The 16,674-nt window shown below is 39.2% G+C and carries 14 protein-coding genes; 4 read left to right on the top strand and 10 right to left on the bottom strand.

Annotation, left to right across the window (positions count from 1 at the left end; all coding sequences use genetic code 11):
- Positions 1-646 precede the first annotated feature (646 nt).
- The 7 genes from P176_RS0100015 to P176_RS0100050 all read right to left on the bottom strand — a co-directional run bounded on the left by P176_RS0100015 (position 647) and on the right by P176_RS0100050 (position 6,827).
- A complete protein-coding gene (locus P176_RS0100015) occupies positions 647-874 on the bottom strand; it encodes a hypothetical protein (protein ID WP_026752773.1) in 228 nt (75 codons plus the stop codon).
- A gap of 204 nt (positions 875-1,078) precedes the next feature.
- The gene (locus P176_RS0100025) at positions 1,079-1,333 is read right to left on the bottom strand and encodes a hypothetical protein (RefSeq protein ID WP_026752775.1); all 255 of its coding nucleotides are present in this window, start codon (positions 1,331-1,333) and stop codon (positions 1,079-1,081) included.
- The gene (locus P176_RS0100030; protein ID WP_026752776.1) at positions 1,330-1,803 is read right to left on the bottom strand and encodes a hypothetical protein; all 474 of its coding nucleotides are present in this window, start codon (positions 1,801-1,803) and stop codon (positions 1,330-1,332) included. The genes P176_RS0100025 and P176_RS0100030 overlap by 4 nt, the downstream gene beginning before the upstream one ends.
- A gap of 326 nt (positions 1,804-2,129) precedes the next feature.
- A complete protein-coding gene (locus P176_RS0100035; RefSeq protein WP_026752777.1) occupies positions 2,130-2,909 on the bottom strand; it encodes a hypothetical protein in 780 nt (259 codons plus the stop codon).
- Between the two features lie 21 nt (positions 2,910-2,930).
- Entirely contained in the window at positions 2,931-3,662 is a 732-nt protein-coding gene (locus P176_RS0100040; RefSeq protein WP_026752778.1) for an MIP/aquaporin family protein, read from the bottom strand.
- Between the two features lie 11 nt (positions 3,663-3,673).
- Entirely contained in the window at positions 3,674-5,167 is a 1,494-nt protein-coding gene (glpK, locus tag P176_RS0100045; RefSeq protein ID WP_026752779.1) for a glycerol kinase GlpK, read from the bottom strand.
- Positions 5,168-5,234: 67 nt separating this feature from the next.
- Complete coding sequence (locus tag P176_RS0100050; protein ID WP_026752780.1) at positions 5,235-6,827, bottom strand: glycerol-3-phosphate dehydrogenase/oxidase; 1,593 nt, start codon at positions 6,825-6,827, stop codon at positions 5,235-5,237.
- Between the two features lie 197 nt (positions 6,828-7,024).
- Between P176_RS0100050 and P176_RS0100055 the strand changes: the two genes are divergently transcribed.
- Entirely contained in the window at positions 7,025-7,777 is a 753-nt protein-coding gene (locus P176_RS0100055; RefSeq protein WP_026752781.1) for a DeoR/GlpR family DNA-binding transcription regulator, read from the top strand.
- Positions 7,778-7,857: 80 nt separating this feature from the next.
- Here P176_RS0100055 and P176_RS18680 read toward each other — a convergent pair whose 3' ends face one another.
- Together P176_RS18680 and P176_RS18685 are read right to left on the bottom strand one after the other, a co-directional pair.
- Positions 7,858-8,532: an HAD family phosphatase gene (locus tag P176_RS18680; protein WP_231481137.1), complete on the bottom strand. Its 675-nt coding sequence runs from the start codon at positions 8,530-8,532 to the stop codon at positions 7,858-7,860.
- Positions 8,501-9,832 carry a D-arabinono-1,4-lactone oxidase gene (locus P176_RS18685; protein WP_051605332.1) on the bottom strand — a complete coding sequence of 444 codons (1,332 nt, stop codon included), beginning with the start codon at positions 9,830-9,832 and terminating at the stop codon, positions 8,501-8,503. The genes P176_RS18680 and P176_RS18685 overlap by 32 nt, the downstream gene beginning before the upstream one ends.
- A 317-nt stretch (positions 9,833-10,149) precedes the next feature.
- On the opposite strand from P176_RS18685, the gene P176_RS0100070 reads away from it, so the two are divergent.
- Together P176_RS0100070 and P176_RS0100075 are read left to right on the top strand one after the other, a co-directional pair.
- Complete coding sequence (locus tag P176_RS0100070) at positions 10,150-10,719, top strand: Crp/Fnr family transcriptional regulator (RefSeq protein ID WP_026752782.1); 570 nt, start codon at positions 10,150-10,152, stop codon at positions 10,717-10,719.
- A gap of 163 nt (positions 10,720-10,882) precedes the next feature.
- Positions 10,883-11,623 carry an acyl-CoA desaturase gene (locus P176_RS0100075; protein ID WP_026752783.1) on the top strand — a complete coding sequence of 247 codons (741 nt, stop codon included), beginning with the start codon at positions 10,883-10,885 and terminating at the stop codon, positions 11,621-11,623.
- 84 nt (positions 11,624-11,707) lie between these two features.
- Here the strand turns inward: P176_RS0100075 and P176_RS0100080 are convergent, their stop codons facing one another.
- Positions 11,708-11,899, bottom strand: coding sequence for a cold-shock protein (locus P176_RS0100080; RefSeq protein ID WP_026752784.1), 192 nt, complete (start codon positions 11,897-11,899; stop codon positions 11,708-11,710).
- Positions 11,900-12,182: 283 nt separating this feature from the next.
- Between P176_RS0100080 and P176_RS19850 the strand changes: the two genes are divergently transcribed.
- Entirely contained in the window at positions 12,183-16,568 is a 4,386-nt protein-coding gene (locus P176_RS19850) for a T9SS type A sorting domain-containing protein (RefSeq protein WP_026752785.1), read from the top strand.
- Positions 16,569-16,674 lie beyond the last annotated feature (106 nt).

The raw sequence follows: 16,674 nt of genomic DNA on the forward strand, positions 1-16,674 counted from the left end.
TATATAACTTTCTTGATTTTGTCTCAATGATTTTCGACAACCATTACGAACAAAATCTAAATGTGAATTATCCCATAATTGTAATATTGCCCCATTACGTACTTGAAAATATGCGCTTGATGTCATAGTTTTTAAAACAAAAAAATTTGAAAGTGAATTTTTACGGTTATTACTTGGATTCGTTTTTACCGTTACTAATGATAAACCAAGAAAACAAATCAGAGATTTGTTATAGCTCGCCCTTATATATGCGACGTATTGTATCGTAATGGCAAAAGAGTAGATTATCAGCTATATATTGAAAAGCTTGATTATACGTATCGATCTGAATGTTTGAAGGGGGATTGTTGAATAAGTCTGAAACCTTATCCTTTACAAACTTTCGTCTGTTTTGCTTATTATCTGAAGAAATTTTTTTCATAAATTCTCAATCTCATTAAATTCTTTAACTGATGACGCAAGAAGCTTAACATTAATATCAGTATGTAAAACGGAATAACCCCGATATCGGTAACAACGCATAACTTTAATTGATCCAAGGCGTAAACAAATGAAATCCACTAAATCAGGTAAATTCTCATTTGAAACTTTCAATCTTCTATATGTACCGTTCTGTGTAAATGAAACTTTCATAATTGTTGTGTTTTTAGAAATCAGGTTTCCAACCTGAATTAATAGACTTTACCATCTTTGCAATTCGCCATTCGTCAGCATGTTCTATTTTATGAACTTCATGATCTTTATATTCATTTACAGCGAAAATATTATGTGAACCGTGAAAGGAATCTTCCATATAACGGAAAAAATACCTTCTAAAACGGTTAGGAACTTTAATTGAAAATCCTACTGTATTTTTTTGATATTGCATTTTCATAATTCTTGTCTTTTAAGATTAAAATATTTCTCAGCATCGTTGAAATTGTATTTCGAAGTGTACTTAAAAACGAACTTCACGGATAATGTTTTCTCAGTGTAGTACAGAAGATCACGCAATGCGTTTTTAATAGACAAATACTCAATCATTATGAGTATGTCTTTAGATGTATTAGGAATGGTTAAACCGACTTCATTAATAAAATCAGTATTCGTTTGGATCTTCATTTTCTAAGGATTTATAAAATTTATTTTCATCAATAATTCGTTGTTCGAAAAAAACATCATTCCAAAAGTCATAACCCTCATCTGTAGAATACCAATCAAAAGCGTTTTCTAGTTCATCCGATGGATATAAACAGGAATCGGCATCTAAAAATTTAAACCCCGTATAAAGGTCACAAGCACGTTGACCCAAATCCTCACCAAAGGCCATCAAATTTTGTCTAACAGTACTCATATCGATTGTCTATAAAATGAAACATCCCGCATAATTGATTGACTCAATACTTTTGCAGGAAGGGAGATTGATTTTTCTGACCTATTCTTATAAAAATCAGATATACCGCAACAAACATCATATTGCGCTTCTAAAATTTGGAATGATTTTCTGATATATGGCTCACAGCCGAAAACCTCGAATTTCTTAGCATTTAATTGCTGAATGCCTATAATCTTTGAAGGTAAATTGTGAGAATCTTCTAAAGCATCAAGATTGATGGCAAAAGAATTTATAATGAGGTTATTTAAAGAAATTTGAACCTCTAATTTTTGGGATATTGTATCAAGCTTTTTTATGTGATTGATAGCATCCCTTTTTTTATAAAAAGTCCGTGATGTTATTACATCAACGGAATAATGGGGTTTTAAATCTAAATGTGTTGAATGCTTTTTTAAAGCCTCTTTTAAATCATTGAATCTTCTAGTCATGTTGTTTTTTGGTTATAAAAACAACAACGAACAAAAACAATTCCATATAGAAACGTTTTTAAGTTAATCCCCTAGTCCCGAAGGTATTAACAAAAAATACACCTTTAAAAGTGTATTAGTCTTTATATTATGTAAAATAAAAACACAAAGCACTAAGATCTCCCCAAATGATCTTAATACTTACTTCCTCTCTACATACAAACGTTTCAATATTAATTTACGATAGCAACCACTGTGATGTTTATCTCAAATAATTTGATAGCACAGCCATTAGCATCATCTTTTTAATGGTTTTATCATGGTCTTACTATAAATCTAACGCTCATTTAGAATAACGTTACCGCCACTTGTATGGCGCCATAGTCTTGTTCTGGGTTCCACATGGCCGTCGCCGAAACTGGTAATATAAACTTTTTAAGAACATGGACTTGTTTGGCGTAAATCAGACCCAAATTGGTCACATTAGGATTGTCTCCATAAAAATGGGATTCACTTTGAAATGAAAATGCGCCTCCCACATAGGCACTCAAAGACCAATCTTTTTTCACTATAAGCTTATAACTGGCTTCTACATAATTCGAGAAAGCGTTCCGCAATTCGCCCGAGCTATTGACATAAGTATCTCTACCCTGCACGATTGTACTCCAAGATAATTTCAATGGAACATTCTGAAACTGATAACCAACGGTAACGTCTATGAAATGAGACGTACTCCCGCGATCATAGTCAAAAATCTTCGCATCAGGGAAATCACTGGAATTATTGATATCCCATACCGCAATTGAAAATCCGTTATAGCTGTAAGACACATAATAATCAAATTCCGAATAATAGCCGGTAACTCCAGCACCGCCCCAGAGTCCTGCCCTAAAGCGGCCGTCCTTAGAGGTATAGTTGATGTCTGCGGCAGTCATGGGCGCATCGGTTACCCGAAGTCCTTTCCATAAGTGCATGTTTTTAACCTGTAAATTGAAGTCAAAAGGTTTATAAGTCACCGCTATTGAATCTTGGATTTCAAGATCTGACGAGCGTAAGTCTTCCTGTGCCTGTAGTTGCTGAAGTGCAAGCATACACAACAGCCCTAAGGCGGTTTTAAATACATTCATAATGTAATGTTTTAGAGTGTTTTAATTCAATACTAAGTAGAGTCCGGCAGCTAGAACAGCACCAATGATGGGGCCTACAATAGGAATCCAAGCATAACTCCAACCGCTATCAATCTTACCTTTAATGGGCAATAGCGCGTGTACAATTCGTGGTCCTAAATCCCGTGCAGGATTAATGGCATACCCGGTAGTACCACCTAAGGAAAGCCCAATGCCCCATACCACAAAGGCTACGGGAATAGCGCCAATTGAACCTAATCCAACTTTGGTACCTGTGCCATCAGCTATTTCTGCTCCTGAGAAATAGAACACACAAAAGATCAAGACAAAGGTTCCAATGATCTCACTCATGATATTTCTAAAATTATTAGGAATCGCTGGATCTGTACAGAACACAGCCCTTTTAAGTCCACCATCTTCAGTGGCATCAAAGTGGTCTTTATACATCACATACACTAAAGTTGAGCCAATCATAGCACCAATAAATTCTGCTGCCAAATATGTGGGAACATCTGCCCAGGGAAACAAACCACCCACAGCCAAACCGATGGTTACGGCTGGATTTAGGTGCGCTCCACTGTAGGGACCTGCAATCACCACGCCTACAAATACAGCGAGTCCCCAAGCCGTTGTAATGGTCATCCAACCACCGCCGTTTCCTTTCGTTTTACTCAATATGTCGTTCGCAACAATGCCTCCTCCCAAAAGGATCAACATTCCTGTGCCTATAATTTCTGCTATAAAAGGTGTCATTGGCTAAAGTTTTAAAGGGTTGTCCAATATTCTAATGCTTTAACCGCTTGATACCAACCTTTGACACCAGCTTCTACAGACTCACGATCTTTTTCTGGATTGAAACGTTTGTCCTCTTGCCACATGGCCTCTATCTCTTCACGACTCTCCCAATAGCCTACAGCAAGTCCCGCAAGATAAGCTGCTCCTAATGCCGTGGTTTCTGTAATTTTAGGACGAATGGTAACCGACTCTAAAACATCGGACTGAAATTGCATCAATGTATTATTGATGGAAGCACCGCCGTCTACCCGCAATTCTTTGATCTCAATACCAGAATCTTCCTGCATGGCTTTTAAAATATCCATGGTTTGATATGCTATAGCCTCTAATGAAGCTCGAGCAATATGGGCATCGGTAGTACCTCTGGTCATCCCGAAAATGGTTCCTTTTCCTTTTTGATTCCAATACGGGGCGCCCAATCCTGCAAACGCAGGAATAAAATATACGCCATCGGTGGAATCCACTGAGCCTGCAAGGGCTTCTACATCTGATGACCTTTTGATAATCCCAAGTCCATCACGCAACCATTGTACCACGGCACCACCAATAAAAATACTGCCTTCTAGGGCATATTCGGTCTTACCGTTAATACGCCAGGCTACAGTGGTCAATAAATTATTTTTTGAAAGAATAGGCTTCTTTCCGATGTTCATTAACATAAAACACCCTGTGCCATACGTACTTTTTACCATGCCTTTCTTGGTACACATTTGTCCGAAAAGTGCCGCCATTTGGTCTCCTGCAATCCCTGCAATAGGAATTTTTGAAGCAAAAACGGTGGTTTTGGTATGTCCGTAAATTTCACTGGAGTCTTTAACGGTAGGCAACATGCTCTTAGGAATATCAAATAACTTTAAAAGCTCATCATCCCAATCCATGGTATTGATATTATATAACAAGGTTCTACAAGCATTTGTGGCATCGGTAACATGAAGTTCTCCTTTAGTAAAGTTCCAGATCAGCCAGGTATCAATTGTCCCCATCACCAGTTCGCCAGCTTCTGCCCTTTCTCTGGCGCCTTCTACATTATCAAGAATCCACTTGACCTTGGTTCCAGAAAAATAAGAATCGATCACGAGTCCTGTTTTCTCCTTAATCATTTCAGCTTTACCGCTATCCTTTAATTCATCACAATAGGCTGCCGTACGTTTATCTTGCCAAACAATGGCATTGTATACGGCTTTACCAGTTTTACGATCCCAAACCACAACCGTTTCCCGTTGATTAGTAATCCCGATGGCGGCAATGTTTTTGCCGTTTAATCCTTTTGAAACTGTAGCCTCTGCTGCTACTCCTGCCTGTGTGGACCAGATCTCTTGTGGATCATGCTCTACCCATCCCGGTTTGGGAAAGTGCTGATGAAACTCCTTTTGTGCTATTGAAACAATCTCTCCTTTTTTATCGAAAACGATTGCGCGAGAACTCGTAGTTCCCTGATCTAGAGATAAGATATACTGATCCATTTGAATGAATGTTTTAAGGGTTAAAAAAAAGCACCCCAAGAATACTGAGGTGCATATGAACTATAATTTATACGGAAACGGTATTGCCATCAATGCAATAGTGACCTGCTAATGTTGTAAATTGATCTATTTGCTGAAGTTTCCAAGCGTCATCACGATGGAGCTCCTTTGCAATAATTGCTGCAACTTCAGCAGCCATGCTACGCGCAGCGTCGGCATCTAAAAATAATGCTCTTACACGTCTAGCCAAAACGTCTTCTACTGTTCTAGCCATCTCGTAGCGTACAGCCCAAACCACTTCGGCCTTTAAAAACGGTAATCTTGGATGTAATTTTTCGCCTAAGCTCGCATCATCCGTTATTAAAGATTTGATAGCCTCTTGATCTGTACCATAAATGTACATGTGGTTATCACGCTCTGTAGTAGGCATGGCACCGTGAATGGCAAGATCTTTAGTTTGACACTCTTTTTTAGGCAAACGTTTTAGCGAAATGGCTTTGTCTATGGTGTCTTCGGCCATACGTCTGTAGGTGGTCCATTTTCCTCCGGTAATTGTTAACAAGCCAGAATCTGAAACGATAATCTTGTGACTACGTGAAATTTCCTTTGTTTTTTCTGAATCGTCCTTTGGTGCTGCCAATGGGCGTAAACCTGCGTAAATGCTACGAACATCTGAACGTTTTACTGGTTTTGATAAATAATTATTGAAGGTTCTAAGAATAAATTCAATCTCTTGTTCTTGCGCTTGTGGCTCAAGACTGTGATCATCGAGGTTAGTATCTGTGGTTCCTACCAATACTTTATCGTGCCACGGCACTGCAAAGAGCACCCTTCCATCGTCTGTTTTAGGAATCATAATGGCATCGTCACCCGGTAAAAAGGATTTATCAAACACCAAGTGTACACCTTGACTAGGGACAATGGATTTTTTAGCATCTGCTTTCTGCATTTTTAATATGTCATCGGAAAATACGCCTGTCGCATTAATAACAAGGTTGGCCTCAAAGGTATGCTTGAGATCAGTTTCGGTATCTTTCGCTTCAACACCAGTAATCTGTCCTGAAGCATCTTGAACCAAATCGGTAACCTTGAAATGATTGAGAAGCGTAGCGCCCTGCTCAATAGCGGTTTGTGCTAGGTTAATTGCCAATCTTGAATCGTCAAACTGACCATCCTTATATACCACACCACCATAAAGCCCCTTTTGGCGTATGGTAGCTAATCTTTCAACAGTTTGTGATTTATTGACGTGGGTAGACTTTCCTAAACTTAATTTTCCGGCAAGAAAATCATATGCTTTTAAACCTATGGTATAATAAATACCTTCCCACCAACGGTAATTTGGAATGACAAAACTTTGATTTTTAACTAAATGTGGTGCATTTTTCTCTAACAAACCACGTTCATGAAGTGCTTCACGCACCAGATCAATGTTTCCTTGAGCCAAATAGCGTACGCCACCATGAACCAGCTTAGTGCTTCGGCTAGAAGTTCCTTTAGCGTAATCTACTTGCTCAAGCAGTAAGGTTTTATAACCTCTAGTAGCACTATCGACGGCAAGTCCCAACCCCGTGGCACCACCCCCTATTATAATTACGTCCCAGGTTTTTACCCCAGAAAGTGTACTTATAAGCTGTTCTCTGTTAAAAATAGTTGTCATAATTTAGTTTTGATATATTATCAATTATAACCAAATATAATAAAAATGAAATAAAACGATTAAAAACGAAAGTTAAAATTTCTATTAAAACAAACATTTAACATAAAACGAAATAAAACAAAAGTAGTTTTTTATCTCTTCGAAACCTCTTATCTTTGTAAAGATTAACTTGAAAAGAGACGAATATCTCAACCATCATGGAAAGGCATCAACAAATTTTAGATCAATTAAAAAGGGAAAAGCACGTTAAAGTAGCAGCACTCTGTGAACATTTAGACGTTTCTGCCGTAACCATTCGAAAGGATTTGAAACTTCTTGAAGACAAAGGACTTTTGTTTCGAACCCACGGTGGCGCCTCTTTGGAGAATCCCTACATGAATGAACGTGATGTAACCGAAAAAGCTGAAATCTCAGCAGCGGAAAAGTCATTAATAGGAGAAACGGCAGCAAGCCGAATTCAGAAAAACGATGCCATCATTATAGCAAGTGGCACCACCGTTTTAGAATTAGCAAAAGCCATTTTACCAATAGGTAAAATCAACGTGATCAGTTCGTCATTGCACGTAACCTTAGAATTACTCAAACATCAAGAGATTGACATCATTCAGTTAGGAGGCAATTTAAGACACCGCTCCGCCTCTGTTACCGGGCATTATGCCGAACATATTCTCAATCACATTTCATCAAATCAACTTTTTATGGGTGTGGATGGTATTGATTTAGATTTTGGATGTACCACTACAAATGTTGAAGAAGCCATCCTTAATCAAAAAATGATGCAGTCGGCTCAAAAGACCATTCTCTTAGCAGACTCTTCTAAATTTGGAAAGCGCAGTTTAGCTAAAATCTGCAATTTGGATGAGATCAGCGAAATTATTACCGATAAAGGTCTGTCTAGCTCTTTTGTAGATCGTATTCAAGAAATGGGAATCAAACTCACCTTAGTCTAAGTTTTCAAAACACATAAATTAAGGATAGGATATAACGATAGCCGACTAAAAGACAACTCCTATCCTACTCCATTTTTACCCTATTTATCCGTTGCGTACGCGCGCTCTAAGGCCAAATAAGCTTCTTTTAACGTTGGAAACACAAGCACAGCGCCAGCATCTTTAAGCTGTTGCTCACTGTACTGGGTTAAGATCCCAACAGGAAACATATGCGCTTTTTTTGCTGCGGAAATTCCTACCAAACTATCTTCAAACACCCAAGTGTTTTGAAACTGGGAAGGTGCAATACCCAATCGTTGTGCTAATTTGACATAAGGCTCTGGATCTGGCTTGGGATTGGTATAATCTTCATAACCATAATACAGCTCAAATTGAATCTGTAATTGAGCAATACTCTTTTTAATAAATTGCCTGTTGGCATTGCTGGCAATACCGTAAGGAATCTTATGAGTTACAGCAAACTTTTGAATCTCGTGAACACCAGGCAATAGTTCTGGAGCCACAGTACTTTCATCGAGAAAAGTTTTTTTGGCATCTAATAGCATGTTCGCTTTTTGCTTATCTCCAGCGACCTCGCAAAACAATGCTGCTATGAGTCTTGGTGATTTACCCGCATAAGCCTCATGGGGCAATTGAGGCAACGCTGACCCAAATACATGCTGAAATGCCGTATGCCATGCTGCAGAATGTACTTTAAAACTATGAACAATTACGCCATCAAAATCAAATAGCAACGCGTTTGGTTTGATCATCATAAGGGGTTTCATTTAATAATTGAGTGGTGTAAGCATTTAGAAATTTATTGGTGGGGTCCATCTCAAGGCGTAACTGTTTAAAGTCATTCCATTTTGGGTAGCGTTCAGATAATTCAGCATCTCCAGCCTTAAAACGTTTGCCCCAATGTGGTCTTCCGCCGTATTTCAGAAAAATGCGCTCCACACTTTCAAAAGCGGCATAGGTATCTGCTGTAGCGGCATTTCGCGACACACAGCCCATGGTCACCGTATCTTGACCGTAGGCATAACTCAACCAGGATTTGTCCTTATATATAAAACGAACATCCATAGGAATGTGCACAAAAGACCGATTGCTCCAAGCATCAAGCTCTGCCTTGATCTCTTTAAACACCTGCGGAAATTGATCTAAAGCGACGGTCCATTCCGCCAATTCTAAGGTCGAACCTCTAGATTTGGTGACTGTGGCTTGATATAAAGAGCCTTTATGTTCCTTTTTAGAGGAGAAAAACAAAAACGCTAATAATTTATTGGCTATAGCCGTGGTCCATGCAAACCTGTGTGAATATTTATAGAGCATCTTTGATGCTGCTCGACGGTGTTTTAAATACTTAGGACCCTGTTTTTCTTGTACTAAAGTTTCCGAAGTTATTTTATCGCCAGTAATTACATAGCCCATTCCCGTATGTGGCAGCCATAAGATTCTGAGAAAATCATGCTGCTTGAGAGCGGTCTTTATTTGAGATAACCAGTGGTCATCCTTTTGCGGACCTTCCTTAACATGCAAGGTATAATTGGTTTCACATTGAAACGTCACCTCCGAAATAACACCCAACAACCCCATAGACACACGCACAGCATCCATAAGCTCCTCTCCGGCCGTGATAATTTTGAGGGTACCATCGGCTAAAACCAGACGGCATTCCACCATATATTGTGATAAGATGTATCCGCTCGTACCGTGGGTTCCTGTTGCCAAGGCACCACCAACAGTAATGGTATTGATATCTGGCAAGCACGGGATGCACCAACCCTGATTTTCTACAGCTTCTAAGAGTGTGCTTAATCGCATTCCAGACTGCACCGTAAAACGTTTATTCTCGGTATCGATCTTAACAATTTGATCGTAAGATCTCATATCTACCAAAGTAGACACACCCGCGCTAATATCTGCTGAGGACTGCTTATTTCCGAAGATTTTAATATGATGGGACGCCGCAATAAGTGTTTGCAGCTCCTTTTCGGTAGTGATGTTATGTAAGTTTGTATAAGCATGTTGGATGTTTTCATTCCAACTCTTCCAAATTTTCTCTTTTTCCATGGGTTGCAAAATTCGTAATTATTAACCATACTTAAATACCGATAAGCCCTTTATCTATAGATTTAATAGAAGTTATGCATAGTCTCCAAAAAAACGATGCGCATTTTAAAGACTTCTAAAAAACAATACCGATTTTTATTGGTATGTGATTGTTTTGAATGTAAAACGGATTCAAGTTTGACATCTGTCGGTTATTGAGACCAACCTAACAAAGCCTACTAATAAAATAAACATCAAAGCTCGTCAAACCGATAAAAAGACACCATGTACTTTCTGAGTTTACGTATCTTTACAGTATTAACAAGACAACACAACCCTTGCAACAAGTAAAAGCATATCTAGATCAAATAGCCACCATTTCTGCGAAGGACTGGTCTTTTTTCACCTCGAAACTGCAACCACGAATCATCCCTAAAAAATCAATATTTTTAAAGCTAAATGCTGTAGAAGATCATATTTCTTTTATTGAATCTGGCGTTGTACGACTGTTCATCCCAAAGGAAGATCCTGAGAAGGAAATAACCTTTGGCTTTAGTTTTAAAGATCAGTTCATAAGTGCTTATGATTCTTTTTTAACACGCCTACCTTCAGACTATCAACTTCAAGCACTCACTGAAACACGACTTTTGAGTATCAATTATAGCGACTTACAGTCTGTTTATCAAAACACGCAAATTGGCAACTTGATCGGAAGACTAACTGCAGAACGCTTGTTTTTGTTAAAATCCAAACGTGAACAAAATCTTCTCAATCTTTCGGCAGAAGAACGCTATATCAAACTTTTTAAGGAGCGTCCTGAACTTTTAGAAATCATTCCTTTAAAATACATTAGTTCTTACATAGGGGTTACGCCACAAGCTTTGAGCAGAATCAGAAAACGAGTTTAAACATAAAGTACTTAAAAATAAAGCTTTAACTAATCATATAGACTAAATCAAGGTTCTCTATTCAATTTCCACTGACTCATACAAGTCTTACCGTTCATCGGATTTATTGATTTAGGTTCATTGTTTGGCACGCTTAGTGCACCTATCTTTGTAAAAAAAACCTATGACCATAATTATATTTGTTTTAGTGCTGTGGTACGGTGGATTGTTTTTTCAATCTTTCTTTCTACATCGCTATGCTGCCCATCAAGTCTTTACCATGTCTAAAACCATGGAGCGCTTGACCTTTATTTTAACGTGGATTTTTCAAGGCTCTAGTTATTTGAGCGCTTACGGATATGGCATTATGCACCGCATGCACCATGCCTATACCGATACTGAAAAGGATCCCCACTCCCCTTCTCATGACCCAAACGTCTTTGCCATGATGTGGAAGACAAAAACCATTTATCAAGATATCAATACACAACGCATTGCGGTAGACCAACGTTTTACTAAGAACGTACCGCAATGGAAAACATTTGATGCATTTGCCAGCTCTAGACTGTCACGACTGCTTTGGATTTCGCTCTACGTGCTGTTCTTTATTTATTTTGTAACAGCTTGGTGGCAATGGTTATTATTACCAATAGCCTTTTTTATGGCACCAATTCACGGGGTGATCATCAATTGGTTTGGCCATATCTACGGGTATGTTAATTACCAAATGAAGAATACCAGTAAAAACCTATTTCGTTTTGATTTTTTAATGATGGGTGAAGGCTATCATAATAACCATCATAAACACGCCAGTCGCGCCAACTTTGGAGTGAAATGGCATGAAGTTGATTTGACATACGTTATCATAAAAATCCTTGATGCTTTTGGACTCATACAATTGAAACCCATGCGCATTAAAAAATAGATTACTTTATAAGTTGTGAAATAACAGCACAAAAAAAAGCCCATCATAATTGATGGGCTTTTTTGTTGATTCAATGTAAGTGTTTTAAATCACTTTTACATTCACTGCATTAAGACCTTTATTGCCTTCTTGTAGATCAAACTCAACGCTATCGCCTTCGCGAACTTCGTCAACTAATCCTGATATGTGTACAAAGTGATCTTTATCTACACCTTCTTCGGTAATAAATCCAAATCCTTTAGATTCATTGAAAAATTTTACTGTTCCTTTACTCATGATACTATTCTTAAATTTATAATATTACTGTAAAGGTGACTCCAATTTAGAGACATCCAACCTATTAATTCATTTATTTTCAATTTATTGTGTTTTGAGAAGATAATAGCATCGTGTTTTCATCTTCAATTCTTAAATGCAGCAACATCCACTTTTCGAAATTGCAACACCAGTAAACATTTAGATAACATAAAACACATATAGATAACTAAGGCATAATATTAAGTTGTAATGCGCTTAACGTTTGGAAAGTAACTTATCCCCTTAATCCAAACCAAAAATTATGTTTAAAAAAATTACGATTCTAACAGCAATCCTGCTTACAAATTACTTGGCTTTTGCTCAAGTATCCTTGCAGATTACAGAGATCTGGCCAGGAAATGGAGAAGGTGAAAATCTTACTGCAGACTGGTTCGAAATCACCAATACAGGTAACGACACTTGGACCCCAAGCATGGGTAATCTTTATTTTGATGATGATTCCCAAGATTTTTCAACAGCAGACCTTATTAGCGGTATTACCTCAATTGCTCCCGGAGCATCTGTTATTGCTATAGATGATGACAACACCGAAGAGTTTATTGCTGTATGGGGAAGTGTTTACAACTTAACCAATATACAAATAGGGACTTACGCGGGTGCCGGGCTTAGTGGCAGTGGTGACGGCGTTACATTATTTATGAGTGTTGATGCGCCAATCGATGCCTCAAGCATAGTCGATTTTGAATCTTATCCAAACGCAAATGCCAATCCCGGACAATCCTACGACGTGATTGAAGCTACATTTAGTGTTGCTGGAACCGGTACTTATTTGCCAGTGGCCACAACTGTAAATGACATGAATGAAGCTGCCGTGGGATCTCCTGGTAATTTAGGTCCTGCAACAATTAATTTACAAATTACAGAGATCTGGCCAGGAAACGGTGAAGGCGAGAACCTTACTGCAGACTGGTTTGAAATCACCAACACAGGAACTACAGCTTGGACTCCAAGCATGGGCAACCTCTATTTTGATGACGAATCCCAAGATTTTGCTGATGCCGCACTTATTAATGGTATTAGCACAATAGCTCCTGGTGAATCTGTGATTGCTATAGATACAGATGCTGCGGGAGTGATGGAATTCGAAATTGTCTGGGGCGCTGTTTACAACCTCAACGGCGTAAAAATTGGAACTTATGATGGCTCAGGATTGGGAGGTGGCGGTGACGGTGTTACACTATTTATGAGTGAAACCGCTCCTACCGATGCCTCAAGTATTATAGCTTTTGAAACCTATCCTGATACGGATGCCAATCCGGGACAATCCTATGATGTGCTTAGTACAAGCTTTAGCATCATTGGAGAAGCTCCTTATTTTCCGGTTGCAACTGCAACAAATGATGGCGGTGAATCTGCCGTGGGGTCTCCTGGTAATTTAGGTCCTGCAACAATTAATTTACAAATTACAGAGATCTGGCCAGGCAACGGTGAAGGCGAGAACCTTACTGCAGACTGGTTTGAAATCACCAATACAGGAAACACGGCTTGGAGCTCCACTATGGGCAACCTCTATTTTGATGACGAATCCCAAGATTTTGCTGATGCAGCACTTATTACTGGTATTAGCACAATAGCTCCTGGTGAATCTGTGATTGCTATGGATACAGATGCTACCGGAGTGATGGAATTCGAACTTGTCTGGGGCGCTGTCTATAACCTCAACGGCGTACAAATTGGAACTTATGATGGCTCAGGATTAGGAGGCGGCGGTGACGGTGTTACACTATTTATGAGTGAAACCGCACCTACCGATGCCTCAAGTATTATAGCTTTTGAAACCTACCCTGATACCGATGCCAATCCCGGACAATCCTATGATGTGCTTAGTACAAGCTTTAGCATTATTGGAGAAGCTCCTTATTTTCCTGTTGCGACCGCAACAAATGATGGCGGTGAGTCTGCCGTGGGATCTCCTGGTAATTTAGGACCAGTTGCAGAAACACCGCTTTCCATTAAGGTTGATACTGTAAACTTGACGTCGTTTTTAAATTTACCAGAAGAAAATTCTGGAGCGGTGAGCGGTGTTGTCAATGACCCCTCAGACCCAGCAAGTGTTTTTGGAATTCCTTTTATCATTTCAGATGTAGTGAGCCCTATTGCCGATTTAGTGGTAACTGCCACAAGCAGTAACGAGTCGGTTGTGCCTAACGCCAATTTAGTACTTACTGGTACAGATTCCAATCGTTTGTTAACCATCACACCAACTGCAATTGGTTTTACCACGATTGCTGTTACTGTTGAAAACACCAACAGCACCACGCAATCTTATAACATTAGCTACGCTGCCTCAGCTGCTTCAGTGACGCCAAATACAAGCATTTTTCATTCGGGATCTTCAGATGGCTCTACAGGAATTGCTATTGAAGACAATTATATTTGGATTGGAGATGACGAAGATCAAACCTTGCGTCTTTACAATGGCAGTCAATCTGGACTTGCTGTGCAGGAAATTAACTTTAATACTGATTTAGGAAGTACTAATGAAGTAGATTTAGAAGGTTCTTTTAGAATAGACAATACCATTTATTGGATGGGATCTCATGAATCTGACGAACGTGCTTCATTATTCTCGACCAACATATCTGGATCAGGAGCCACATCTACCCTATCTTACATTGATAAATATACAGGCTTACGTGATGATTTATTGGCATGGGATGCCAATAACGCGCATGGTCTGGGAGTAAACTTCTTTGGGCTAAACACCGCTTTGGAAATTGAAGCATTGGCATTAGCTCCTAATAGTACAACCACTGCATATCTAGGATTGCGCAGTTCTACTTCGGAAGGAAACGCTATTATAATTCCAGTCACTAATTTTACAGATTTACCAGGCGCAACTGCTGGCTCCTCTACATTTGGAGCTCCAATTCTTATAAATTTGAACGGAAGAACTCTTAGAAGCATAGAATGTAATGCTGACGGCTGTGTCTTGATTGGCGGACCATTTGGAAACAATACCGATTTCAAATTATATACTTGGACGGGGGACGCCTCTGATGAACCAGAATTAAGAAGTGCCGATTTAAGCGCCCTTAACACCAATGGATCTTTTGAAGGCTTAGTGAATTTACCAAACTCTACCTTTTTAGGAAGTGATGGGGATACAGACAATGTCACCTTATTAGTAGATTTAGGTGCTACGGTAATTTATGAAGATGGTGTTGAAAATAAAGACCAACGCTACGAATGGAAAAAGTTTAGAAGTGAAATCATCACCTTAGGAAGCGTGACTCAACCGAACGTAGCTACTCCTCTAATCAATGAATTTGTGGTAGACCATGTTGGTGGTGACACGGCTGAGTATGTTGAAATTCTTGGGGATCCCTTTACCGATTACTCTAACTACACTTTGGTTGAAATTGAGGGAGATGGCACTGCTACCGGCTTAATTGATGATGGTACATTTACTTTGGGTACAACGGATGCTAATGGATTCTGGACCACACCATTTCAAGCTAATAGTTTTGAAAATGGAACCTCCACCTTATTGTTGGTAGAAAATTATACCGGAACTCTTGATGACGATATTGATACAAATGATGATGGGACTATTGATGTCACGTTTTGGTCTGCCGTTGTTGATGGTGTAGGACGATCAGATGGTGATACTGGTGATTTGGTTTACGCTATAGATTTAGCTCCAAATTTTGATGGTATCGATAGTAAAGTTGGTGGTGCGTCACGTATTCCCAACGGAACCGATACCGATACTTCTGCTGATTGGGTAAGAAATGACGTAGACGGTGAAGGTCTCGAAGGCTTTACAGGAACTCCTGATGACGGAGAAGCCATCAATACGCCAAATGCCTCTAACAAATTGGTGGGACCAACACTTCAAATTACTGAAATCTGGCCTGGAAATGGAGAAGGAGACAATCTTACGGCTGATTGGTTTGAAATCAAGAACGATGGTCCTATTGCTTATACTCTAGATTTAGGAGGTCTTTATTTTGATGACGAGTCTCAAGATCCTAACTCAGCCGTATTAATCAGTGGAATTTCTTCTATTGCTCCAGGAGAAACCGTTGTTGCCATTGATGCTGGAGACAGCGCTAATTTTGAAGCAGTTTGGGCTAATTACGATCTCTCAGGCATTCAAATAGGAACGTACGCTGGAGCTGGTCTATCTGGCGGCGGTGATGCGGTCACACTGTGGATTGGTGAGCCAACAACAGTTGGTAATATTGTAGATTATGAAGTATTTCCAACTACAGCAACAAACCCTGGTCAATCTTACGATGTTGAAAAAGGAGGATTTAGCGAGGTTGGAGAGCTACCCTACTCACCTATTGCTACAGCCACTAATAACATGGGAGAAGCTGCTATTGGTTCTCCAGGAAATCAAGGACCTACTTTAGGCGTCAACAATCCTAGTCTATCAAATTTGAGTGCAACCATTTATCCTACCCCATTCAGCAATGTATTGCATATTGCGGTGAATCTTAAAACACCACAGCAGGTAACACTTCGTATTGTGAATACTATGGGGGCTGTAGTCTATAGCAACGCGTTGATGCTATATAATGGTCAGCTTCGTGTTGAAAACCTGAGCCACTTGTCTTCTGGTGTTTATATTCTAAACGTTCAAGAATTAGGGATCAATCAAAAGATTATTAAAAAGTAAGCACTTGATCTGAATCAAGCCTGCATAAATTTAAAACAGCATCTCTTTAACGGGATGCTGTTTTTATTTAAAAGCTTATTAGCCCTTGTCATTTCATCTAGATAGG

Source organism: Sediminibacter sp. Hel_I_10, assembly GCF_000688335.1.
Classification (GTDB): Bacteria; Bacteroidota; Bacteroidia; order Flavobacteriales; family Flavobacteriaceae; genus Psychroserpens.